The organism is Brevibacillus sp. NPDC003359 (genome assembly GCF_042878995.1).
In the GTDB taxonomy this organism is placed as follows: Bacteria; Bacillota; Bacilli; order Brevibacillales; family Brevibacillaceae; genus Brevibacillus.
Window position 1 is genome coordinate 1,605,664 of the sequence record NZ_JBIAOR010000001.1, and the last position, 24,008, is coordinate 1,629,671.

26 protein-coding genes and 1 other RNA gene are annotated in these 24,008 nt (G+C 48.9%); 7 read left to right on the top strand and 20 right to left on the bottom strand.

All coding sequences use genetic code 11. The features are described from left to right. Positions 1-9: 9 nt before the first annotated feature. From pknB to ACFYU8_RS07465, 12 genes are all read right to left on the bottom strand, one after another. On the bottom strand, positions 10-1,995 hold the full coding sequence (pknB, locus tag ACFYU8_RS07410) for a Stk1 family PASTA domain-containing Ser/Thr kinase (protein WP_390294401.1): 1,986 nt from the start codon (positions 1,993-1,995) through the stop codon (positions 10-12). A 5-nt stretch (positions 1,996-2,000) separates the two neighbouring features. After that, entirely contained in the window at positions 2,001-2,756 is a 756-nt protein-coding gene (locus ACFYU8_RS07415; RefSeq protein WP_390294399.1) for a Stp1/IreP family PP2C-type Ser/Thr phosphatase, read from the bottom strand. Positions 2,757-2,760: 4 nt separating this feature from the next. Beyond that, positions 2,761-3,831 carry a dual-specificity RNA methyltransferase RlmN gene (gene rlmN / locus ACFYU8_RS07420; protein ID WP_390294397.1) on the bottom strand — a complete coding sequence of 357 codons (1,071 nt, stop codon included), beginning with the start codon at positions 3,829-3,831 and terminating at the stop codon, positions 2,761-2,763. A gap of 199 nt (positions 3,832-4,030) precedes the next feature. Beyond that, a complete protein-coding gene (gene rsmB, locus ACFYU8_RS07425; protein ID WP_390294395.1) occupies positions 4,031-5,377 on the bottom strand; it encodes a 16S rRNA (cytosine(967)-C(5))-methyltransferase RsmB in 1,347 nt (448 codons plus the stop codon). 3 nt (positions 5,378-5,380) lie between these two features. Then, positions 5,381-6,331 (bottom strand): methionyl-tRNA formyltransferase, encoded by a 951-nt coding sequence (fmt, locus tag ACFYU8_RS07430; RefSeq protein WP_390294393.1) that lies wholly within the window; start codon positions 6,329-6,331, stop codon positions 5,381-5,383. Positions 6,332-6,335: 4 nt separating this feature from the next. Next, entirely contained in the window at positions 6,336-6,812 is a 477-nt protein-coding gene (gene def / locus ACFYU8_RS07435; protein ID WP_390294391.1) for a peptide deformylase, read from the bottom strand. 16 nt (positions 6,813-6,828) lie between these two features. Continuing rightward, positions 6,829-9,264: a primosomal protein N' gene (gene priA, locus ACFYU8_RS07440; RefSeq protein WP_390294389.1), complete on the bottom strand. Its 2,436-nt coding sequence runs from the start codon at positions 9,262-9,264 to the stop codon at positions 6,829-6,831. Next, the gene (gene coaBC / locus ACFYU8_RS07445) at positions 9,261-10,508 is read right to left on the bottom strand and encodes a bifunctional phosphopantothenoylcysteine decarboxylase/phosphopantothenate--cysteine ligase CoaBC (protein ID WP_390297190.1); all 1,248 of its coding nucleotides are present in this window, start codon (positions 10,506-10,508) and stop codon (positions 9,261-9,263) included. The genes priA and coaBC overlap by 4 nt, the downstream gene beginning before the upstream one ends. Before the next feature lie 78 nt (positions 10,509-10,586). Beyond that, positions 10,587-10,793 carry a DNA-directed RNA polymerase subunit omega gene (rpoZ, locus tag ACFYU8_RS07450; protein ID WP_390294387.1) on the bottom strand — a complete coding sequence of 69 codons (207 nt, stop codon included), beginning with the start codon at positions 10,791-10,793 and terminating at the stop codon, positions 10,587-10,589. Positions 10,794-10,797: 4 nt separating this feature from the next. Then, entirely contained in the window at positions 10,798-11,418 is a 621-nt protein-coding gene (gene gmk, locus ACFYU8_RS07455) for a guanylate kinase (RefSeq protein ID WP_390294385.1), read from the bottom strand. Between the two features lie 16 nt (positions 11,419-11,434). Further along, on the bottom strand, positions 11,435-11,695 hold the full coding sequence (remA, locus tag ACFYU8_RS07460) for an extracellular matrix/biofilm regulator RemA (RefSeq protein WP_015891999.1): 261 nt from the start codon (positions 11,693-11,695) through the stop codon (positions 11,435-11,437). Between the two features lie 24 nt (positions 11,696-11,719). Continuing rightward, positions 11,720-12,604: a YicC/YloC family endoribonuclease gene (locus ACFYU8_RS07465; protein ID WP_390294383.1), complete on the bottom strand. Its 885-nt coding sequence runs from the start codon at positions 12,602-12,604 to the stop codon at positions 11,720-11,722. Between the two features lie 178 nt (positions 12,605-12,782). Between ACFYU8_RS07465 and ACFYU8_RS07470 the strand changes: the two genes are divergently transcribed. From ACFYU8_RS07470 to ACFYU8_RS07480, 3 genes are read left to right on the top strand one after another with little or no spacing between them, the layout of a single operon-like run. Beyond that, positions 12,783-14,522, top strand: coding sequence for an Rqc2 family fibronectin-binding protein (locus tag ACFYU8_RS07470; protein ID WP_390294381.1), 1,740 nt, complete (start codon positions 12,783-12,785; stop codon positions 14,520-14,522). Between the two features lie 36 nt (positions 14,523-14,558). Then, positions 14,559-14,900, top strand: a complete 342-nt coding sequence (locus ACFYU8_RS07475) for a DUF2512 family protein (RefSeq protein ID WP_390294379.1) — start codon at positions 14,559-14,561, stop codon at positions 14,898-14,900. A 32-nt stretch (positions 14,901-14,932) separates the two neighbouring features. Then, positions 14,933-15,382, top strand: coding sequence for a hypothetical protein (locus tag ACFYU8_RS07480; RefSeq protein ID WP_390294377.1), 450 nt, complete (start codon positions 14,933-14,935; stop codon positions 15,380-15,382). Positions 15,383-15,466: 84 nt separating this feature from the next. Here the strand turns inward: ACFYU8_RS07480 and ssrS are convergent. Next, positions 15,467-15,657: non-coding RNA, 6S RNA (gene ssrS, locus ACFYU8_RS07485), on the bottom strand. 134 nt (positions 15,658-15,791) lie between these two features. On the opposite strand from ssrS, the gene ACFYU8_RS07490 reads away from it, so the two are divergent. Then, the gene (locus tag ACFYU8_RS07490) at positions 15,792-16,235 is read left to right on the top strand and encodes a Gmad2 immunoglobulin-like domain-containing protein (protein ID WP_390294375.1); all 444 of its coding nucleotides are present in this window, start codon (positions 15,792-15,794) and stop codon (positions 16,233-16,235) included. Positions 16,236-16,239: 4 nt separating this feature from the next. On the opposite strand, the gene ACFYU8_RS07495 is transcribed toward ACFYU8_RS07490, so the two are convergent. From ACFYU8_RS07495 to ACFYU8_RS07510, 4 genes are all read right to left on the bottom strand, one after another. After that, positions 16,240-17,010 (bottom strand): enoyl-CoA hydratase/isomerase family protein, encoded by a 771-nt coding sequence (locus ACFYU8_RS07495; RefSeq protein ID WP_390297187.1) that lies wholly within the window; start codon positions 17,008-17,010, stop codon positions 16,240-16,242. Between the two features lie 18 nt (positions 17,011-17,028). Next, a complete protein-coding gene (locus ACFYU8_RS07500) occupies positions 17,029-18,204 on the bottom strand; it encodes a CaiB/BaiF CoA transferase family protein (protein ID WP_390294373.1) in 1,176 nt (391 codons plus the stop codon). Positions 18,205-18,334: 130 nt separating this feature from the next. Continuing rightward, entirely contained in the window at positions 18,335-18,685 is a 351-nt protein-coding gene (locus ACFYU8_RS07505) for a DUF4870 domain-containing protein (RefSeq protein ID WP_106838751.1), read from the bottom strand. 484 nt (positions 18,686-19,169) lie between these two features. Continuing rightward, the gene (locus ACFYU8_RS07510) at positions 19,170-20,102 is read right to left on the bottom strand and encodes a GntR family transcriptional regulator (RefSeq protein WP_390294369.1); all 933 of its coding nucleotides are present in this window, start codon (positions 20,100-20,102) and stop codon (positions 19,170-19,172) included. Positions 20,103-20,238: 136 nt separating this feature from the next. Between ACFYU8_RS07510 and ACFYU8_RS07515 the strand changes: the two genes are divergently transcribed. Continuing rightward, on the top strand, positions 20,239-20,409 hold the full coding sequence (locus tag ACFYU8_RS07515) for a YjzC family protein (protein ID WP_007728413.1): 171 nt from the start codon (positions 20,239-20,241) through the stop codon (positions 20,407-20,409). Positions 20,410-20,460: 51 nt separating this feature from the next. Here ACFYU8_RS07515 and ACFYU8_RS07520 read toward each other — a convergent pair whose 3' ends face one another. After that, on the bottom strand, positions 20,461-20,709 hold the full coding sequence (locus tag ACFYU8_RS07520) for a hypothetical protein (RefSeq protein ID WP_390294367.1): 249 nt from the start codon (positions 20,707-20,709) through the stop codon (positions 20,461-20,463). Positions 20,710-20,800: 91 nt separating this feature from the next. Between ACFYU8_RS07520 and ACFYU8_RS07525 the strand changes: the two genes are divergently transcribed. Then, a complete protein-coding gene (locus tag ACFYU8_RS07525) occupies positions 20,801-21,334 on the top strand; it encodes a DUF309 domain-containing protein (RefSeq protein WP_390294365.1) in 534 nt (177 codons plus the stop codon). Here ACFYU8_RS07525 and ACFYU8_RS07530 read toward each other — a convergent pair. Next, entirely contained in the window at positions 21,331-21,882 is a 552-nt protein-coding gene (locus ACFYU8_RS07530; RefSeq protein ID WP_390294363.1) for an RNA 2'-phosphotransferase, read from the bottom strand. The genes ACFYU8_RS07525 and ACFYU8_RS07530 overlap by 4 nt on opposite strands. Before the next feature lie 20 nt (positions 21,883-21,902). Further along, positions 21,903-22,583 carry a CPBP family intramembrane glutamic endopeptidase gene (locus ACFYU8_RS07535; protein WP_390294361.1) on the bottom strand — a complete coding sequence of 227 codons (681 nt, stop codon included), beginning with the start codon at positions 22,581-22,583 and terminating at the stop codon, positions 21,903-21,905. 195 nt (positions 22,584-22,778) lie between these two features. Between ACFYU8_RS07535 and ACFYU8_RS07540 the strand changes: the two genes are divergently transcribed. Continuing rightward, on the top strand, positions 22,779-23,978 hold the full coding sequence (locus tag ACFYU8_RS07540; RefSeq protein ID WP_390294359.1) for an MFS transporter: 1,200 nt from the start codon (positions 22,779-22,781) through the stop codon (positions 23,976-23,978). Positions 23,979-24,008: the final 30 nt, after the last annotated feature.

Consider the following 24,008-nt stretch of genomic DNA (forward strand, 5'->3'; position numbering starts at 1 on the left):
TCCACTACACTAAGGCAAGCTGTTATACGAAACTGGAATCGTCTGGTATTCATTGAAGCCTTGATCAGTCGATCGTTTCACAAAGACCTTGACTACCGCGTCCTTCTGTGGCGCCAAGACGACTGGTACATCGTACTCTTTATTTTCGGTGATCGTATCCGTGTGGAGAACTTTTGCCTCTCCACGAGCATCTGTCACTTCAATTTTCACTTCCAGTGTTTCACCAGGCACAACCTCTACATAAACTGGAACGTTTGCCAGCTTGGCGTCCTGCGGATATTGACCATTGCTGACCTCAAGCGGAACCGCTACATCCTTTTGCACATCCATTCCCGGATCGTAAGGGTGAGTACTGAGAACAATACCTGGTTTGTCCGTCTTATAAGTAGGCACTTCGGTGATTTTCCCAACAGCCAGTCCCTTCTTGTACAATTCTACTTGTGCAGCTTCTACCGATAAATTCCGCACATCCGGCATTTTCACGAAGGCTTTACCTTTACTAATCGTGACCGTCACATTCGTTTTGGTTGGGAACACCATTTCATTTGCGGCTGGAGACTGCTTGATAACCGTTCCTACCTCGGCCTTGTCGTCCTCTTCCTCTACGAAAGTGACATTCTCCAATTTGAAACCATTACTTTTCAGAGCTTCCTCTGCTGTTGCCCGCGGCAACGTAACCAGATTCGGCATATTGATCTCTTGTTGTCCTTTGCTTACATACAAGGTCACAACGGAATTTTCCTTTAACCGCATGGGAGGTGCAGGGTCCTGGCGTATCACCATTCCCTTTTCTATCGTATCATTGGCTTCTTCGACGATTCGGGCAACGAGTTTCGCTTCCTGAATCTTCTTCTCAGCCAGCGTCACTTCTATCCCTTCAACATGAGGTACCTGTGCCTCTGGAACGGACGGGAACAGATTCAGCAGTAAGTTAAATCCGAAGAATGCCAGTACGAAAAACAATCCGATACCGCCCACCCACAACAGGGCTTTGACCCACCATTGTTTCTTGGCTGGTTTGGCATCCTCTTCTTCCGTGCGCTGCTCATAGCGACTACGCCCCGCTCCGCCGGTTTTGCCATTGGAGTGGCCTTCGAGCATGTCAGGTGTGATGATCGGCACCACACGCGTCATCTCTTCATCCACCGGAAACGTCAGCTTTTCTTCGTTTAATCGTTCTGGAAACAGGCAGGTCTCCAAATCTTCTAGCATTTCACTCGCGGATGCGTATCGGAGAAACGGATCTTTTACCAGCGACTTCAAAATGACATTTTCCACACTCTGTGGGATAGCCGGATTGACTTGGCGCGGTTCTGGAAGCGGCTCCTGCAAATGCTTGAGCGCCACTGATATTGGCGAATCACCGGAAAACGGCAGTTCACCCGTCACCATTTCGTACAAGACGATCCCCAGCGAGTAAATATCGGATTTTTCCCCGGTAATTCCACCACGCGCCTGCTCTGGCGAAAAATAATGGACAGAGCCAAGCATTGCATTCGTATGCGTAATCGTTGCTGAAGTAACAGCTCGGGCAATTCCGAAGTCGGTAACCTTCACCCGACCATTTTTTCCAATCATAATGTTATGCGGCTTGATATCTCGATGAATGATCTGATTTTGATGTGCATGATCGAGTGCATCGCAAATTTGCTCGGCAACCCGCACTGCCTCTTCTACCGGCAGCGCACCACGTTGAATGATGACCTCTTTCAACGTATAGCCTTCTATGTACTCCATCACCATGTAATGGGTATCGCCTTCCTGACCGACATCATACACCCCAACCACATTGGGGTGAGATAAGCTCGCCACCGCCTGCGCTTCACGTCGGAAACGATTGACGAAATCTTCGTCCGTACCAAACTGTGAACGCAGCACTTTGACTGCCACTGGACGATTCAATATTAAATCCTTGGCCTTGTATACAATGGCCATACCGCCCCCACCGACGCGGGATTCTATTTGGTATCGTCCTCCCAGTCGTTGACCTTCCATCTCTCTCACCCCTCTTCCTGACCGGCATCAAGCGTATTTCGTACGGCAACCAGCGTTATGTTATCTTCCCCACCGGCATCCAGTGCTTCCTGCACCAGACCGTCCACCTTCGCTTGTAACGATATCTGTTTCTGCAAACTTTCTTCTAAGGAGGAATGACTCACTTTGTTGCTCAGTCCATCTGAGCAAATCAAGACGATATCACCCTCTAACCAATCAAACTGGCCAAGATCAATGAGCACATCCGGTTCAGTCCCAAGCGAACGCATAATGACGTTGCGGTGAGGGTGGACAGACGCCTCCTCGGCAGTGATCTGTCCACTTTTCACCAGCTCATTTACAAGGGAATGGTCTTCTGTTTTCATGACCAGTCCGTCTTGGTTGTAAAAATACAGACGGCTGTCGCCAATGTGCGCGGTAATCACCGAGGATTGATCGAACAAGGCAGCAACCACTGTTGTGCCCATGCCACTGCACTCCGGATGTTCAAGCGCATATTCATAGACTTCTTTATTTGCATGCAGGACGGCGTTCATCAATTGCTCACGCACATCCTCTGCTTCGAGGTCCCCATCCAGGTGACGCAGTTCTTTTACTATTCGCTCAACAGCAAGGCGACTGGCGATATCACCAGCCTGATGGCCACCCATACCATCTGCTACAATGGCGAGCACGCGTCCGTTTAAATCGGTCACACAGTCATAGTAGTCCTCGTTAACCTGTCGAACGCGGCCAACATGGGATTTCATCGCGATTTCCATGGCATCACCCCACGGTTTCTTTAGCGTGTTGTGCCCTCAATTGTCCGCAAGCAGCAGCAATGTCACTGCCTTGCTCGCGTCTGATGGTCACATTGATTCCTTTTTCCTCTAAAATGCGTTTGAACTGAAAAATCTCATTGCGTGGCGTGCGCACATAATCGCGCTCTGGTACGTAGTTCACCGGGATCAGATTCACGTGGCAAAGCATGTCGCCAATGAGACTCGCCAGCTCCTCTGCATGCTCAGGCTGATCGTTTTTCCCGCCGAAAAGACCGTACTCAAAACTGATGCGGCGCCCTGTCTTGTTAATGTAATGGTGACATGCTTCCATCAGCTTAGCAAGCGGGAAGCCGCGGTTGACCGGCATCAGCTGGCTTCTCAGCTCCGTGTTTGGAGCATGCAAGGAAATCGCCAGGTTTACTTGTCCGCCTCGCTCAGTGAACTCGTAAATCTTCGGCACAATTCCACTGGTGGAAACCGTAATGTGACGAGCACCGATGTTCAAGCCACGATTATCGTTGATCACAGACAAGAAAGCCATCAAGCTCTCAAAGTTCTCGAAAGGCTCCCCGATCCCCATGACGACAACGTGACTGACACGCTCACCTTCCGCATCCAATCTGCGTTGTGCCGTCAATACTTGAGAGACGATCTCACCTGCATCCAGGTTACGCTTCAGTCCACCTAACGTAGATGCACAAAACGTACATCCGATACGGCAGCCAACCTGTGTCGTAACACAAATGCTGTTTCCGTAGTTATGACGCATAATAACCGTCTCAATCGCATGTCCATCAACAAGCTGGAACAAAAACTTGATCGTTCCATCCTGTGATTCCTGATGCGTGATTTCCGTGAGCGGGCCTATGCGGAATGTATCAACCAGCTTTTGGCGCAGCTCCTTGGACAAATTGCTCATCTCGTCAAAAGAAGTGACGCGCTTTACATATAGCCAGTCAAAAATTTGCTGCGCACGAAATGCTTTGTCGCCGGCACTGACCAGCCATTCCTTCATTTCGTCTTGCGTCAAACTGTAAATAAGCGGCTTTGCGCTAGTAAATGTCGTTAACGGCATACGATCTCCACATCCTCAAAATCATTGCTTATATAAATCCATTCTATCATTGTACCTCGTGGGGCGTCTCGCTTCAAACGGTTTTGACACCCAGATTCATAAATGCGTCGCTTTTCCTAGTGTAAACCAATCCGAGCGCTCGCAAACAAAGGCAAAGGAGTGGCATTTTCCACCTCTTGGTGCGCCACCCCTTGTCTCATTATCCTTTTCGTTTCAATCGCGCGATAAAGAATCCATCACTCTCGAAATGGTGAGGCAAAATTTGTACGCAGGCTCCGGTTTCATCGACATGCACGCTGACAGCGTCAGGAAGATCTTTTGCTAGTGTATCATCGAACACGAAATCAGGATGTTCCTCGACAAAGCGGCGAACAATCTCCTGATTTTCTGCTGGCTCAATCGTACATGTGCTGTAAACCATGACACCATCCTGTGCAAGCATCGGCGCCAATGTCTTGAGCAGTTCGTACTGTAGCTGAGCAATCGCACGGATATCTTCCGGCGTTTTGTTCCATTTCAGATCAGGTTTGCGACGAATCACACCCAATCCGGTGCACGGCGCATCGAGCAGAATTCGATCGAAAGTTCCCAGCGCTTTTTCAGGCAGGTCCAGCGCATCGCTTACGATCGGCTCGATGATCGTAATCCCGAGCCTTTTCGCTGCATTCGCTATCAGATCGCGTTTGTGCGGATGCACGTCACTCGCAATGATTTGCCCGCGGTTTTCCATCATTTCCGCTATGTGTGTTGTTTTTCCACCAGGTGCCGCACAAGCATCCAGTACGCGCATGCCGGGTTGGGCAGCAAGAGCTGGTGCTACGAGCATGGAGCTCTCATCCTGGATCGAGAAGTAGCCTTCCTTAAATAAGCGTGAACCTGCTGCATGTCCACCTTCCATCAGAATGGCATGAGGACTGACAGAAGACGCTTGTCCTTCTAACCCTTCTTCCGCCAGCTTGTCCAGCACTTGATCCTTCGTCGTCTTCCAAGCATTGACCCGAACAGAGCTATGCGGCGTTCTGTTGTTGGCTTCGCAAATCGCAATCGTCGTCTCTTCGCCATATACGGCGAGCCACTGGCGCACAAGCCATTCTGGGTGAGAATAAGCTACGGTGATTTGCAGGGCACGGTCGCCTTTTGGCTGACGCTCCCACACATCCGGCTGGCGCAACACATTGCGCAAAACACCGTTGACCATCGAAGCAATCCCTTGGTGACCGCGTTTCTTGGCGATTTCAACCGCCTGGTGTACGGCAGCGCGCTCAGGAATACGGTCCAAAAAGCGAATTTGATACAAGCTGAGACGTAACAAATTGCGAACCCAGGTCTGGACCTTTTTATTCCCAACAAAATGGGACAGAACATGATCCAGCGTCAACTTGCGCTGAATGGTACCGTACACAAGCTCTGTCACCAACCCTGCATCTGCTGCGCTGAGATTTTCCCGATCCAAGACGTTGCGTAGCTCAAGATTGCTGTAGGACTTATGTTCTTCTACCCTGTTCAAAACATCGAGGGCGATATCGCGAGCTCCCTTTTTTGCCACGGACTATTCTCCTACCTTTGTGCCGATTTCAATGTTGCTGCCCGCTCCACGCAAAAAGTCGAGTGCACTCATACGTTTTTTGCCTTCTGGCTGCAATTCGGTTATTTTCACTGCACCGCTACCGCAAGCGACCACGATACCGTCTTCCTCACGGGCGATGATCGTTCCTGGCTCCTTGCCTTCGCCCGACGTAGGCATTTTTTCTACCCACCACAGCTTCCAAATCTTGCCTTCACATGTAGTAAATGCGACCGGCCAAGGATTCAAGCCGCGGACTTGGTTGTAAATCTGTTCCGCAGAACGGCTCCAGTCAATTTTTTCGTCTGTGCGCTTAATATTCGGAGCAAATGTCGCTGCCGAATGATCCTGTTGCTCTGCTACGAGCTCACCAGCCAACAGGCGTGGAACGGTAGCCAGCAACAGTTCAGAGCCTGCCGCAGCCAATTTGTCAAACATGGTCCCCACGGTATCGCGCTCCTCAATCGGAACGACTACCTTGGACAGCATATCCCCTGCATCGAGAGCTTCCACCATGTACATGATGGTCACGCCTGTTTCCGTTTCTCCCTCGACAATTGATTTATGAATCGGGGCACCCCCACGATATTTCGGCAAAAGAGAAGCGTGCACATTGATGCAGCCATATTTCGGTGCATCGAGCAGTTTCTTCGGCAAAATCTGTCCATACGCCGCGGTAATGATCAGATCAGGCTCGAGCGCCAACACTTCATCCAAGGCTTCTTCTGCCTTGATTTTCTCCGGTTGCAATACCAAAAGTCCATGACGCAAAGCCGCCTCCTTCACGGGGGGCGGCGTCAATACTTGCTTGCGTCCAACGGGACGATCGGATTTTGTTACGACTCCAATCACGTTGTAGCCTGCTTCGAGTACAGCCGTAAGACTCGATACAGCAAAGTCAGGCGTTCCCATAAACAGGATGCGCGCATCTTTCAAATGGTTATTCCCCTTCCTGGTTCGGGTTTACTTTGTACACCTTGTCAGCTACATCGATAAAGAGGACACCATTCAAATGATCGATCTCGTGTTGAGCGCAACGGGACAACAAGTCGTCTGCCTCGAGCTCAACCACATTCCCGTTACGATCATGACCGCGCAGTTTGATCCATTTGTGGCGACGAACGTCCCCTTGCACACCAGGAATGCTCAGGCAACCTTCTGGATAATCGTATTGCTCACCTTCATGCTCCACGATTTCCGGATTGATCATTTCAATCAGTCCATCACCGCAATCCATCACGATGACACGCTTGGAGATGCCCACCTGTGGAGCCGCCAAGCCTACACCGTCTGCATCGTACATCGTATCTGCCATATCATCAAGCAGCTTGTGCAAGTTGGAATTAAATTTGGTTACAACCATTGCCTTTTCACGCAAAATCGGATCTGGATGTTTTACAATTGTGCGAATCGCCATGTGTTTCATATCCTCCCTAAAGCAGTACGTAAGGGTCGACGTCAATCGTCATCAATACTTTCTGCTGTTTGTTCCATTCTTCAAACGCAGCTGTCGCCTGAGCGAGCAGGTCTGACAGTTGCGGTTCATCACGATATTTTAGCATGATCTGAAAACGAAATCTATCCTTCACCCTAGCAATGGGCGAAGCGACTGGACCCAAGAGGATCGTCGTCTGTGCCAAACGCTGCCGCAAATAGTCAGCCATCGTATGCGCACCACGGATAACAACAGGTACATCCTCGTGGCTAAACGTAATTAATACGAGGCGGAAATAAGGCGGATAGCCAGTTCGTCTGCGCTGCAACATTTCATCCTGATAAAATGCGGGATAATCATGCTTGGTCGCGTGAACAATGCTGTAGTGCTCCGGCGTATACGTCTGGATCACGACCTCACCGTCCAGCTCATGCCGTCCTGCGCGCCCACCTACCTGCGTCAGGAGTTGAAATGTCTTTTCCGCTGCACGGAAGTCAGGCAGATGCAAAGAAGTATCTGCTGCAATGATTCCCGCGAGCGTCACACGTGGAAAATCAAGGCCCTTGGCAATCATCTGGGTACCGAGCAGAACGTCACCTTGACCCGTGCGAAATTTGTTCAACAGCTCTTCGTGAGAGCCTTTTCGCGAGGTCGTATCCACATCCATTCGAATGACACGGATGCCAGGGAAAAGTTTTGCCAGCTCTGCTTCCACCTTTTGCGTTCCTGTACCAAAAAAGCGAATATGCTCACTCTGGCACTCCGGACAATGTTTAGGCTGTACAATGGTGTATCCACAGTAATGGCAGCGCGCCGTGTGATTCGATTTATGATAAGTAAGCGAGATGTCGCAATGAACGCAGCGCATCGTATAGCCGCAGGAGCGGCACATGACAAAGGTAGAGAAGCCTCTTCGGTTAAGGAAAATGACCATCTGTTCTTCTTTTGCCAATCGATCTGCAATCATCTCATGCAGCTTCCGGCTGAACATCGAACGATTCTGAGCCTGAAGCTCCTCTCGCATATCCACGACATGTACCTCTGGCATCGGACGATTCCCGACACGCTCTGGCATGCGTAACAGCTCGTATCTGCCTCGGGTAGCCAGTGCATATGTCTCCAAAGCCGGAGTCGCGCTTCCCATGACAAGTACACCCTGATTCTCTTTCGCTCGCCACAGAGCTACTTCCCGTGCATGATAGCGAGGGGTCTCTTCTTGCTTATAGGAACTCTCATGCTCTTCATCGATCACAATCAACCCAACATTCCGAAACGGAGCAAAGATGGCAGATCGTGCACCTACCACCACTTTGACCTGCTTGCGAATGATCTTGCGCCACTCGTCATAGCGCTCTCCTTGTGACAACGCACTGTGCAAAACAGCTACGTCCGCACCAAAACGGGCTTTGAAACGCTCCACCATTTGCGGAGTCAAGGAAATTTCCGGAACGAGAAAGATCGCTTCACGACCTTTTTCCAACGTCCGTTCGATCGCTTCGAGATACACTTCTGTTTTACCGCTTCCCGTAACGCCGTGCAGCAAGTAAGAAGCATACGTTCCCGATTCAATCGTTTGCAAGATGGGCGTCAGTGCCGCTTCCTGAACAGAGGTAAAGACAGGTTTCTGTTTTTCCTGGAAACGTCGATTGGCGTACGGATCCCGGTAAACTTCCACTTGCTCGATGGCGATCCAGCCTTTTGATTCCAGGCTTTTCAACGGAGAACGCGTAATTCCGTATTCATCCCGCAGCATTTGCACAGACAAGGACTGTTCCTTGTGCATGAGCATCAGTTGAAGGACACGGCGCATCTGCTCCGCTCGTGCTGGCAAAGAACCAATCGCTTCTTCCAGCTTCCCCTCATCCAACAAGCTTCGGACAAATGATTGCTGTTTGCGGGTAATTCTGTCCCTTACTTGATACTCCGTTGCAAGCAGACCACTTTGTATCCAGCCTGGAACGAGCAAATACTCCTCCGCAAATTGTTTCTCCACTTCAGTCAGCGGTATTTGCCGTTTGCGAAACAACTCCCAAAGAAGCCCCGATCTCCCGCATGCTTCTTCGTCCAATGCCTCTGTCGCCGTCAGCCACTTCTCCGACTTTCCTTTGAGTACAGCCGGGAGCATCGCCTGTACAGCGGTTACCCACGGACACAAGTACTGTTTGGACATCCATTCGCTCATCTTTAAAAGCTCTGGCGTAAGAGGTGGCGTATCGTCTTGTACTTGCACCACATCTTTGAGTCGCGAACGATCTGAAATGGCTTCGTCGTCCTCCATGATCCCGATGACGTAGCCTTGCAGTTGACGAGGACCAAATGGGACAACCACTCGGCTGCCGATGCGAATCAGTGGACGTAACCAAGGCGGAACATGGTAATCAAAAGGTCGATTCGTTCGATTGACCGGAACGTCCACGATAATTTGGGCAATCATGACAGGTCTCGGAGCGGTTTATGCTGTTGCACTGCGAGGACAGCATCAAACAGCTTGTCTGCCACAGCCCGCTTGCTCAATTTATCCAATGCCAGTTGCTCACTGCCACGGGTTAGCAAGGTTACAATATTCGTATCGCTTCCCATACCTGCTCCCTCAAGCAATACGTTATTGGCTACGATCATATCGAGATTTTTCCGCTCTAGCTTGGATTGGGCATGCTGTAACACATTTTGGGTCTCTGCTGCAAAGCCCACGACGAATTGCTTCGTTTTCCGCTCACCAATGGTCTTTAAAATATCCGGTGCTTTCTCCAGCTCCAGTTCGAGTGGACCATCACCCTTTTTCATTTTATGCACAGCCACATGCTTCGGTCGATAATCGGACACGGCTGCGGATTTGACGACGATGTCACAGTGCGGTAGCTGTTCCATGACGGCATCAAACATTTCTTGTACCGATTCCACTGCGATGAAATCAACTCCATCAGGACGTATCAAGGAAGTTGGCCCACTTATTAGTGTGACTTTCGCGCCTCTATCACGTGCCGCTTCCGCGATGGCGTAGCCCATTTTTCCTGAAGCGTGATTGGTTATGTAACGAACGGGATCAATTTTTTCACGAGTCGGTCCCGCTGTGATCAGTACGTGCTTGTCCTGCAAATCTTTTTCTCGGATCGTTTGTCTTGTCTCATCGGAAGCAAACCATTGACGAACAGCTTCGACGATTTCCTCCGGCTCCGCCAAACGACCTTTGCCAATCCAGCCACATGCCAGAAGCCCGACACCCGGTTCAACAAACCGATATCCATAGGCCGTAAGCTTATCCATATTTGCGATAACCGCAGGGTGATTGTACATATTGACGTTCATGGCAGGCGCGACCATGACTGGCGCTTTCGTAGCCAATACGGTCGTCGTCAGCATATCATCCGCAATGCCATTCGCCATTTTGCCAATCACGTTGGCCGTTGCTGGCGCGATCAAAACGAGATCAGCTCGATCAGCCAGTTCAATATGGCTAATCACATGCGGGTCTGGCTCCGTAAATGTATCTGTATAAACAGGCAGATGAGACAAGGCTTGAAACGTCAAGGGCTGAATAAACTGCAAGGCACCCTCTGTCAAAATGACATGCACCAATGCACCTGCCTGTGTCAGCTTGCTGGTGAGTGCAGCTGCCTTGTAAGCAGCGATGCCGCCAGATACTCCAAGAACAATTCGTTTTCCTGCAAGCGAATGCATCTGCATTCTCTCCTTTCTCCCCTATCCGAAATCCGAAAAAAACAACCTACATGTAGGTTGTTTTTTAAAGGCGAATGCTTATTTGCGACCGTCCGAAAACTCGTGAACGAGCTCGTCGGAGATGAACTCTTCCAGTGCCAAACCTACAAACTTTTTGGATTTTGGTCTCACCACTTGAACTTCGCTGTTTTCGCGAAGCTGGCGCGCACGCTTGGATGCTACTGTCACCAGGATGTACTTGCTCTCTGCCTTTTCGGTCAATTCGTCAATAGATGGATACAACATAATTCTATTCAACCTCCTGTAACCATTTGCGATATTTGTGAACCTGACGATCTTTTTTCAGATGTTCGGCTGTAATAATCGCTTGGATTCGATCGCATGCCGATTCGATGACGTCATTGACGACTACATAATCGTAATGGTCCATGAGCTCGATTTCAGCGCGCGCCACTTCCATGCGCTTGCGAATGATTTCTCGTGATTCTGTCCCGCGTCCCACAATCCGGTTTTCCAGTTCGTTTAAATCAGGTGGTGCTAGGAACAAGAATGTACCTTGCGGGAAACTTTCTTTTACTTGAAGGGCACCTTGAACTTCAATCTCGAGAATGACATCGCGCCCCTCATTGAGCATATCGTCTACGAACTGACGAGGTGTTCCGTAGTAATTCCCTACGTACTCTGCCCATTCCAGAAGAGCATCTTCTTCAATCATCTGCTTGAACTCTTCTTGACTTTTAAAAAAGTAATTAGTCCCTTCTACCTCTCCAGGACGCGGCTGGCGTGTGGTAGCAGAAACAGAATACACCAGATCAGGCATTACTTCACGAAGCGCCTTGCATACTGTCCCTTTTCCCACACCAGCTGGTCCGGAAAGAACCAAAAGGAGACCACGATCAACCATACTCATTGTTTACACTCCTACTTTATTCGTCCGATTCGTCATCCTTCGTAGTCAAGCGCTGTGCCACTGTTTCTGGCTGTACCGCTGACAAAATCACGTGATCGCTGTCTGTAATGATTACCGCACGTGTACGTCTCCCATAGGTCGCGTCCACTAGCATGTTGCGATCGCGCGCTTCCTGGATGATCCGTTTGATAGGAGCGGACTCCGGACTTACAATTGAAATAATGCGGTTGGCATTGACGATGTTGCCAAAACCGATATTGATTAGCTTGATTGCCATGACGGCCCAGCCCATCCTTTCATGCTACTCGACATTCTGTATTTGCTCCCGCATCTTCTCCAGTTCTGTCTTGATCTCGACAGCCAGATGCTGAATGCGCAAATGATTCGCTTTGGAAGCAATCGTATTGGCTTCCCGATTCATTTCCTGGAGCAGAAAATCCAGTTTTCGACCAATTGCTTCTTCTTTGCCTAATTGCTTGGCAAACTGTAGGCAATGACTATCTAAACGGGTCAACTCTTCACTAATATCACTTTTATCAGCGAAAAAGGCAACCTCTTGCGCTACGCGAGCAGGGTCCAATTCAAAAGGTGTCAAACCGGCCCACTCACTTACGCGTTGCTCAAGTCGGCCCTTATATTCTTCCTTACAAAGTGGGGCCAACTGGGAGATCTCCCGCGTCCAGGTGTTGACGGCAGTCAGGCGACTGGCTAGATCAGCGTGCAGCAGATTTCCCTCGGTCTCTTTCATCGAAACGAGATCCATTGCGGCGCCCCTGACCAGGTCTTGGAGCCACTCTGCCAGCTCCGCCACATTGTCTTCTGACTCTTTGGTATGTATCACGTCAGGAAAGTGTAGCAGATCCTTGACGGTTAAAGGCGTCTCTAGCGAAAAACGCTGAGTCATCTCCCGAGAAATGGAGACTAGCTGTTCAGCTACATCCCAGTCAATGTCCATGACCGTAGCAGAAGAATTTTTCCCTTCCACAGAGATAGTGACATCGACACGCCCTCTTCTGACATACTGCGCGACCAGCTTCCTAATCGAATCCTCAAGCATATTCCATGCTTTGGGCAAGCGCACGACAATCTCAGAAAATCGGTGATTCACTGCACGAATCTCGACTGTTGCTCGAATGGAGCCTCTGCTATCTTCTTTTCTACCGTAACCCGTCATGCTTCGAATCACAAGTTCTCACTTCCATAGACGCAAAATCGTTAATTTATTATAGGAGACAACTCTTGGCAGTGTCAACCGAAGCAACCGCACTACGATGAGATTCCTCCTCGCTCTGACTTATGCTACACTGTGACTGGCAGCTCTCTATTTATTATTCTAGCCATTTTTTTGATCTGAGGTGACTTTTGTGGCATTTGATGGCGTAGTAACCCGCTCCGTTGCACGGGAATTACATAAGCTGGTAGGAGGACGCATCTCGAAAATCCACCAGCCACACCATAGTGATATTGTTATGCAAGTACGGACACAAGGAGAAACGGTAAAGCTCCTCCTGTCTGCAAACCCGACCTATCCGAGGATTCATATCACGACAGAAGAATTCACGAATCCGTTGGAAGCTCCGATGTTTTGCATGCTATTGCGCAAGCATTGTGAGGGCGGCGTGATTGAATCAGTCCAGCAAATCGGGATGGAGCGAGTCATTCACATCGACGTACGCACCCGGGATGAGCTGGGTGACACGGCTGTCCGCCGAATTATTGTAGAGATCATGGGCAAGCACAGCAACATCATCCTCATCGATCCTGCAACCGGAATGATTTTGGATAGCGCCATGCATGTGACGCTCGCCATTAGCCAGTACAGACAAGTTATGCCTGGCAGACCTTATGTCTCTCCTCCGAGCCAAGATAAACGCGACCCTCTCACTGTAACCGAGCAAGCGTTTCTTTCTTCCCTCGACTGGAATGGTGGTCGGTTGGACAAGCAAATCGTAGAAGGCTATACCGGAATCAGTCCCTTATTGGCAAAAGAAATTTTGCACAGAGCTGGCCTCGCGAATCGTGAAACCCTGTGGGCTGCCTTTTCACAGGTGATGGAGGCAATCAACGCTCATGAGTATGTGCCATCCATTGTAGAGGCAAACGGCAAAGCGTATTTTCACGTCGTCGAACTGACTCATCTCTCAAACGGAGCTACCACCCCCTATCCTTCCACTCAAGAATGCTTGCAGGCATTTTACGAAGGAAAGGCGCTCCGTGACACTGTTAAGCAGCGCGCGCACGATTTGATTCGTTTTGTCACCGGTGAGCGCAATAAAAATGAAAAGAAGATCGAGAAGCTCGAGCAAACGCTGCAAGATGCGCATGAAGCAGATCAGTTCCGCCTGTATGGTGAATTGATCACCGCCAATATGCACCAAATGAAGCGAGGAGATCGCGAGCTCGTCACAGTCAACTGGTATGACGAAGCAGGCGGTACCATGACGATTCCGCTCGATCCATTGAAGACCCCTTCGGAAAATTTGCAGTCGTATTACAAGCGGTATAACAAGGCCAAAAACAGCATTTCCATCGTGAGTGAACAGATTGATCAAGCTCAGGTTGAACTCTTGTATTTGGACGGCGTATTGGTTCAACTGGAACATGCCACCTTAAAAGATGCGGAAGAAATTCGCGAAGAGCTCGTTGAGCAAAGCTACATGCGAGATCGTAAAAAACGCGGCCCGCGCAAGAAAAAAGATACCAGACCAGAGCTGGATACGTATCATTCTTCGGACGGCATTGAAATTTTGGTCGGCAAAAACAATAAGCAAAATGAATATTTGACCAACAAACTCGCATCGTCGCAAGAAACATGGCTGCACACCAAGGATATCCCTGGGTCCCATGTAGTTATTCGGGCTCGGGAATTTTCAGATGAGACGCTGCTCGAAGCAGCAAATCTGGCGGCTTATTTCAGTCGTGCCAAAGAAGGAAGTCAAATTCCCGTAGACTACACGCTCATCAAGCATGTAAAAAAACCAAGCGGTGCCAAGCCTGGCTATGTCATCTATGAGCAGCAACGAACGTTGTATGTAACACCAGATGAAGCGCTCATCCGCCGTTTAAAATCAAACACCTCTTCTACGAATAGTGCGACTACCTAAGTTCATACTAAGGGCATGAAAGGTGGTGTTCGTTCTTTGAACATCGTTCTCAAGCTCTTGTTTAATGGAATCATTGCCATTCCAGGGCTTTGGTGGTCGGGGACATCCCTTATGTTTGCAGTGCTCGCAAGCGTGATTGTCAGTTTACTGGGTTATATACTTGATTTGACGATCCTCCCGCGAACGAACAATACGTTTGCGAGCTCCGCTGATTTCTTGTTCGTGTTTGCCTCCCTGTGGCTTGGCTGTTACTTGTTTGGCCAGACCATATCCTTATCTGGTTTGTTGTTGACGGCATTTGCCATTACGGTGGTGGAATACTTTTTCCATGGTTACCTGCAGCGACACGGTGTTCATCATTCCAAACATCCGGGCTGAAGCATCATTTCAATTTTGGAAGGAGGATCAGGATGAACGTCATTGGTATCATCCAGACCGATCTTAACGAATTCAACGTGCTGTTTGAGCAGCAAGGCGGGCAAGGCGGACAGGGACAAGGTCAGGGACAGCAATCACACGACAGCGGACAAAACAATCAACAAAACCAAAACAGCGACTCGATGTTTCTCAGCTTTCTCGATGAGCAGCCGAGTTCAAATGAAAACAGCGGGCAAGGAAACAGCCAAGGCGGACAGCAGCAAAATGGCCCGCAAGAGCTGACCGTTCGCATTAAAGGAATTCCTGAGGGGCAAAAAGCAAACTTCCTGCAAATGTATCAAATTCTTCAAGACGCCCAAGACTCCCAAACACTTGAAAAAGACCTGACCATTGTCGATCACGGGGATCAAGACCAGGGCTCCCAAAAACAAGGGCAGGGGCAGGGACACAGCTCGGGCAAGCAAAACAAAACCACCCATTGATCAAGGTACAAAAACAAAAACCACCTGGAAGCAGATTCCAAGTGGTTTTTGTGCTATCGATAATTCATTGCAATCATAAACGGCCAAGTCCCCGCTCTGCCGTTGACCTCATGTTTCTATAACCTGCGCTCACACAGGTGGGTGACCCTTCTGCACTTCAGCCTTCCCATGCATCCAAAAAGGAGGTGGGCCTGACATCCATCACAGTTTCCGTCTCCCAAAAAACACGTATAAGGTTAGAAACATTTACGGCCTATCGTACATCGCAGGATCTTGATATCCCTACTTTATCACAGAATGGTCCTTTGCTCAACGGATAAAGTTCCCTTTTGGACATTTATCTTATCCGATTTACGATAACTCCGAGAATAGTTCCGCACCAAATTCGCCACCCTAGAGAGGAACATGAATGAAAGGAATGAAAACCATGCGACTTCCATCAAACATGCTGACAACCTGCTTACTCGCCATCACCTTGACTGCTGTATCATTCCCCACCATCATTCCCTCTGCATCTGCCAGCACGCATTCTCATCCTGTTGGCGAGGACAAGGGACGATACGAGAATGAATCGTTTCGGAAAATTACGATCACCAAAACAGGCGAAGGGCAATATACCATCAAGGGTGAAGCCCGCGTGAACGAAGCCAACGTACGATTCGTCGTAACGGACGGAGACAAAACATTGGCAAACAGCTTTGTGACAGCAAGCATGGGCGCTCCCGATTGGGGGAGCTTTTCCATCGATCTCAAGCTGGACCCGGGCGTAAAATCACCTGTGCTCTCTTTGTTCGAGGAAAGTGCAGCGACAGGACAACGCATTCATGAACTAAAGATCCCACTGCCAAAATAAATCGCTACGTCCGCTTCAGCTTCGCTTGTACAAGTGTCTGAAATTCAGGACGTGCGATGAGGGACGGCTGCTGTTGCTTTTCCCAGGCCAGTGCATATTCTAGGCCGTTTGCCTGGCAGCGTCCCAACCCTTCTTTTGTTACGGCATACGCCTGTTTCGGCAGGCGACGTACCGCAGCAACCAATTTTTCAACCTCACTTTCGACTTGACTGGCTTCTACCGCTCGATAGATCAAGCCGATTTCCTCCGCTTTTTTCCCTGTAATTCTTTCTCCAAGCAGTGCGAGCCGCTTTGCCCACGCCGTACCAACAAGCCTCGGCAAAAGGTATGTCCCGCCAAAATCCGTTGTCAGACCGATCTGGACAAAAGGCTCCTGCAAAAGGGCATCTTCCGTCGCAATGACAAAATCAGCATGCAACGCGAGATTGAGTCCGGCTCCGACGGCTACTCCCTCGATGACCGCAATAACAGGCTTTGGCATTTGATGCAAGTTGGTGATGAAATCATTAATGATCGTCAACGATTGATCAGCGTCACTCTTATCCGTCCGTGCAGTCAACACGCCCAAATCAGCGCCGGAGCAAAAATTTCCCCCTGCTCCCCGCAAAATAAGCACATCGACCTCCTCATCTGTTGCTACTTTTGCGAAAGTGTCCTGCAAAAGGGAAAACATTTCAACTGTCATCGCATTGAGGACATGTGGTCTGTTGAGCGTAATCGTGCAGATTCCACCAGCTTTTGTTACAATCAGTTGCACATTATGATCCTGTTCCATCATTTTTCTCACCCTTTCCTAAGAAGAAGCGGCAGGAATAACCCCTTGCTTCTGCAGCCTGCTCAAATCCTCCTCTGTGAGGTTCAGTTTGCGTTTGAGCAGCTCGTACGTGTAATCGGTGTGCCATGGGGGTGACAACCTCTCCGCCCTGTAACGATGCGCGTAGCTCCCCTCTCGATCGGGCGCCTTCTTTTCCAAATAAGGAAGCGTATAGGCTATCTCTCTGTTCGCAACGTACGGATTGTCTGCCCAGTTTTCCCAATCTTCCACAGCAGTCAGGCAGCAATCCACTTCACTGCCCAGCTCACTCCACTCGGCTTGGGTTCTGGACAGAAACAGTGCTTTCATATCTTCAAATACTTCTGGCTGCTCGGCAACGCTAGCTCGGTGGCATAGCTCCCAGTCTGCTCTTCCTACCGCGCGGCAAAAATTGAACCAGAACTTTTCTTCCAACGCAGCTAGTGCGACATACTGACCGTCTGCCGTCTCAAAGACCTGATAAGCCAGCAAGCTCCCTCTCCCAGTCTCCCTTCCGATCGAAGAGCTGTATGACATAAACAGTGCATGCAGCCCCGTCCAAGAACTAAACAAGTCAGCCGAAGAAACATCCAAATAAGCTCCTCGCCCTGTCCGCGCACCTTGAACAAGCGCCGCGCATATTTGTTCACTGGCATACAACCCAAGCGCATAATCAGAAAGAGGAATATCAGCAACGACAGGTTTGCCTTCTAGATCGCGAACCAGCGAGAGAAATCCGCTTACTGCCTGGACATTCAAGTCATGCCCCCCTATTTGGTAAAGCTCCCCGCTTTGTCCATAGCCCGTCACAGAGCAATAAATGACTGCAGGGTGCATCTCCCACAGGCGATCGTAATCAAGACCCAAATGTCGCATCACACCTGGTCGATAGCTTTCCACCACGACATCAGCCTGTCTGGCCAGAGCAAACGCGAGCGCTTTTCCCTCATTCGTCCGCAAATTCAAGGAAATACTTTTATGATTGCGATGTGAACGCAGGTAAAACGCTCCCGTCTCTCTAACTTCAGGATGAGTAGGCCTGGTTATTGGTGAGTGAGCTTTGTCGTGAAACGGTTCCACCTCGATGACCTCTGCCCCCAAATCAGCCAGGCGCATCGTACAAATCGGACCTGGAAGATGGCGAGAAAAATCAACTATCGTCACTCCCGTCAACATGATTTGACTCCCCCTTCACCGATTACACTCTCTTGTAATTCGAGATGAACGGTTGTTCACCCTCTTTTTTAATAGAAAATTCAAATAAATACAAAAAGCCGTCCCAAGTGGAACGACTTTCCCAAGGAGGTTATTTAATCAAACGGAGAGTGAGCGGGTAACGGAATTCTTTTCCCTCATTCGCCTTCACCGCAGCGATAATAACGAAGATCGCCCAAAAGATAAAGAGGGCTCCCAATAATAGTGCGCCGATAAAAATGATGATCAACAAACTTGAAATAGCGGCATAAATCGTCACCGAGATGCTAAAATTCAGTGCCTCTTTTCCATGCTCATAAAAAAAGGCTCCCTCTTCACGCTTGATCAACCATACGATTAAAGGTCCTAGTACATTGCCGAACGGAACGATAAAACCAAGGAAGGCAGATAAATGTACAATCATCGCCCACATTCGTTCCTCTTTCCCATTCAGGAATTGCATATCCATACCTCCATTAATCCTTTTCCACTATTGTACGACAAATTGCTCAAAACTTGCGAAAAAACGAAAAAAGCGCCACCACGGCGCCTTTCTCTATTAATACTTACTCTCGTGACTTCCACCGTACATGCCGCCGTACATGCCGCCGTACCCGCCACCATGAGAGGAGCCGTAACCATCGAAACCGCCGTACCCTCCGCCAAAGTGGCCATAACCGCCACAATGTCCGTGTCCCCCACTACGACCGTATGGTTTACAATGGGTTTTGTAGTGTGGCTTGTAGAAGCAATGCTTTCTGTACACTTTCTTTTCGCAGCATTTAAAGCATCTGCGACGAGATCTTCTGCATCCGCAACTCATTAACCTCACCCCTTCCTGTTCGTTACATCTACAAGGTATGTAGGTGAAGACATATCGGCATGGACAGAAGTCTATACACTAGTCAAAATCAGCGGATGTCTCGTAGGCTATTCATTCATCTAACTTAATGGGTAACGAGCTTGCGCAGCTCATTAATACCATGGTGGTCAGGGATCTCTTGAAATTCCTTTACTTTTGGCAACGTCAGCAAATGAGGTTTCACCATATAGCCAGGCTTAGAAATATACACGACGTCACAAGTCGTAATCAAATCAAACACTTCGGCATGGTTCGCTTCTATGGTCCGAATATCTAAATGCGTAATACCTGCGTTGTAGAGATCATTGATCATCCCCGCACCACCTCGTATGGTCGCACAGATCAACCCGACTTTCGTATTTCGTGGGTAGGCCTCCATGGCAGGGATCACCGTGGTCGGGTCCGGGATAAAATCAAGGCTAACGACAGGAGGAGCATCCTTCGGGAGTTTCAGGTTAACGCAAGGTGGGATAACGATGGCTTTGTATTGTTGCAAAAAATTGGAATCACATTCTACCTGCTGGGAAAAATCCTCGATGGTTCTCCCTTCGACCATTACACTCGGAAGATGGTACTGCACCAAACGCATATATTCAGTGACCTCCAGCTCTGTGAACCGCAAAAAAAGAACCGGAAACTGATTGATTTCTTGCAAGACACAGGACAAGACGCGCGAGAATTCATCCATGCTGTAGCCCAGTGCTTTTACTTTATGAATGGTTTCTTTGGCGAGTAAAGCTAGATGGATCGGATTACGTGTCAATAGCCCATCACCTGCGCTATTGCTTACGATTGTCCCCCTGCCTTGCCGACAATCAACCAGTCCTTCTTGCTGGAGGCGCAAATACACGCTACGAACGGTGTTGTAATTGATTTTCAACTGTGCCGCCAACTCCCTAACCGTTGGCAAATGCTCTTGGGAGGGAAGCTCACCGCTTCGAATTGAGGAGGAAATTTGTTGGAATAATTGCTCGTGATAAGATATATTTGATTCCTTTTTCAAGGTCAAACGTAGCATGAATTCACCTCTCCAAAAGTAATTAAAATGATCGTATAGGAATTCAAAATCTAACGTCAATAGAAGGGAGGGCATGAAGCCTCCGTACCGGGTCATACTAATTCAGATGACAATTCCTTAGGAAGAAGGTGCCTTCGTGGGAGAACACAGCCGTTTTCGTGAAGGAGAAAAGTCTCCGAAAAATGCCGTATACATGGAGATTGGTGAGTCCGGTGCAAGTGTGCAGGACCCGATGATCATCGAGCTTTCGAGAGGGGAAAAATTCCCCGCTACACGAAATAAAAATCGCGTATGGACGCAAAAGTAAGGAATGCAAAAACCAACCTGGCACCATGCACAAGGTTGGTTCTCTTTTTTACTAATTGTCGTCGTCTTCGTCGTCTTCTTCCTCTTCGTCTTCTTCATCGCCACTCAAGTAAATGATGGTGACACCCAAGCTTTCCAATAACGAAAGGACTTCTTTGTTCAACTCCTGATCCATGAGCAAACCCAGGCTTTCCACGAGTTCGAGCTCTTCCAGATCTCCCTGTTCAGCGTCCTCGATCAGTTCTATGATTTCGGTCATTCGCTTTTTTTCCAATACGGCTACGAGTTCATCTCTTGTCATAAATGGTTTTACACCTCATTTTCTACTCTCTATGCTTTATAATAGTACATAAACGAACCATTGAAAACCAAGCAGTGAGGTGAAGGCCACCATGTATCCGCAACCGTATCTGGATTATTTGATCCAGTTTCATGTAGAACGCGATTATTTCGAGTGTCATGAGATTCTGGAGGAGTATTGGAAAAGCGCTCCTTCACAAGAGCGACAGCCAGTGTGGGTTGGTTTGATTCAAATCTCCGTCGCTCTTTATCACCAGAGACGCGGGAATCAGTCAGGTGCTATCAAAATGCTCACAAGCGCCATTTCCCTTGTCAAAAAGCATCATCTAGATATTGAAAAGCTTGGGTTGGAAAGCGCCAATCTGGCGAGCCTGCTTGAAGAGCGCTTGACGGAAATGAAAAATGGTCAGCCCTACCGAAGCCTTTCCTTGCCCATGTCCGATGCTTTGAAACAAGCGTATCAGGAGGCTTGTACGATGCAAAATCACCCTGAACATCGAGATAGCGATATGCAAGACGCCTACTTGCTGAATAAGCATTCCCTGAGGGATCGAAGCGACGTCTTGGCAGAACGTCAGCACCAGTTGGAAATGCGCGAAGCACGCCGAAACAACCAGTCGAACTAATCGGTGTACATCTGCAAATAACTGGGGGGCACAGCATTGCTCAAACAATAGTGCGCACCCACTCGGTAAAAGCAAATGCCGGCTTCATGGGCATCCTTTGCATTCACGGTGACAAGGCGCAATGTGTCTGTCGGCTCTCCAATTTGCTCCGGTCTTTCCGCAAGCTGCACATACTCACTGGCAATCGGCAACAGGCCGCCAGTGAGTACTTGTCTCCATAACTTTCGATGTGTTCCGTAATAAAGAACGTCAGGTGGTACGATCTCGATAAGCCTGCTTTTTGCAATCGAGGGCAAAAATCCGTAGGTCACTCGAATGAGTGCTCCTCCGTCCCATTCGATACTCCGCTCCGGATCGAATTCAACGACTTGATGAAGATCGTGCCGGGTTATGTATTCGCACCCTTTCAGCGTATGAAGATAATCCAGCAACGGCTCGATCGGGGTATAACCATACGTATCGTAGTAGAGTTGAAATGCTTCACTGTTTTGCCGAAGTATACTGAGCAATCGCTTGCGAAGTCTCGTTTCTTCATGAATCGCCAGCATTCGTTTCCCCTCCTATCCGGTCAATAAATCCAGAGAACCATAGCTAGTGCGAGGCCCAAATCCGCGAACAAATGACTAATCCAGTTTGGGTAAATCGAAGGAAATATTCCTTTCGTCCATCCCCAAATCAGCCCTGCTCCAAAAACCATGGATGTAATTAACAAGCCGTTTCGAAAACCAAATAGGATCGTAGAGATAATCAGGTGATACAAGGAATAAAAAAAGCTGGAAAGAAAAATGGACATCAAACAGGATAAGGATGCGCGCAACCGCTGTAATACGAAGCCTCGCCAAAACAACTCTTCCAGCAGCGAGTTAATGAAAACGAGGTAGAAGGAAAAACCCCAAATCCAGCGGCGTTCAATCCCCCACGCTTCCATACCTGTTCGAACGGTTTCATGTCTTCCCGGTTCCTGCAAGAGTAACCAAAGCCCAGCCAGCACTCCAGTCAACATAAGAACGCCAAATGCCAGTCCGTATAAAGTACCCTGCCATTCAAAACTTCCCCAGGCTAAACGCCAGTGCTTTCGCAAATCTCCTTCCCACCATCCGTGAATGACGGGGATACAAATGCAAACGAGCACATGAAAAGAAAAGAACGTGACAATCACGCTATGCTTTTCCACCAGTCCATAAAAGATCGTGAGTGTCGCAGCAAATCCATACACGATCAACAGTAGCAACGTCCGTTTTCGGGCCATTTACGAATAGCTCCTTTTGGGCGTACTGGCCGCAGTATTGCGTTAGTTTGTCCGTTATGAATACGAAGAATACCCACAATGACAATAAATATACAAGCGTTTGCATGAATGCTATACTAGAGAAATCGTTTTTCATCAAAATGAATGGATCGGTTCAAATTTTTACCTATCTAACGAATGTTTGGAGTGGCTCTCATGTTATGGCGTAATCGTACCTTTCTGCTTTTAATGAGCGGAGAGATTGTCGCGGGAGCGGGCATGTGGATTTCGATTATTGCCAATCTTGCATTCATGCAGAAACTCGTTCCTTCTGATACGGTGAAGGGCTTGATTCTGATGTGTGGATTGGTGGTCAGCATTCTCCTCGCCCCTAAAGCAGGTGTGGTGATTGACATGTACGACAAAGGCAAGATCATGCTGTTTGCCAGCTTGGTCCGAACACTCAGCCCAGTCTTCATGTTCCCGGCTCTTGCAAACGATTCTCTTCTGTGGATGATCGTATCTTTGATCGTGATGCAATGCTCTGCTGCGTTTTATTTTCCGACCGTGCAGGCTTCCTTGCCAGCCATCCTTTCCCAGGACGAGTTACTCAAGGCGAACAGCGCATATTTGAATATCTCTACCCTCTCGCGCATTGGAGGAACGGCAATCGGCGGTATACTCGTTGCCTCCATGGACCTGTCCATGCTGTATGTATGCTCCATCATCGCGTACGCTGTACTCGCTGTCGTCACACTCTTTCTCCGCATTCCGCAAGTCACTTCTCGGAAGATTCAGGAAAAAGTGGAGTTCCGCGAAGTACTGACGATCTCGCGACAGGACCCGGCCTTGTTTGTCGGATTGATTAATAACGGGTTGATTACCTTGTTCCTTGGCGGTCTGAACCTGATGATTTTGAACTTTAGCGAGCTACAACAGGAACCTCAGCTCATGGGATGGATCTATGCAGCAGAAGGGATCAGCATTTTGATTGGAGGTCTCTTGGCAAAGCGTTGGATAGGCCGCAGAAACCTCGTGGCAGCGTCCACCGTCATGCTCTTTTTCTTCGCGCTTTCCCAGTTTGGCATGTCACTAGCCGATAACAAATTCATGGTGCTTGCTTCCTTCTCCTTGTTCGGCTTTGTCGTCGCTTTCTTCTTCCCTGTGACCGCAACGATTTTTCAGAAGCGCCTACCTCCACACCAGCAAGGGCGATTCTTTTCATTCAAAAGCATGCTGGATCGTGGATTTTTCTTGTTGGCTCTCGCGATTACCGGAGTCGGGCTTGACCTTCTCGGCATTAGCAGCTACCTCATCTTCATCGGCTCGGTGACTATGCTCTTTGGCTTGTTGACTTTCTTATACAGTAAAAAGCTTAAGCTGGATGTACGCTCCCACGATGAGGCAGCTGCCTAGTCTCGGAATGTAACAAACCTGACAAACGCT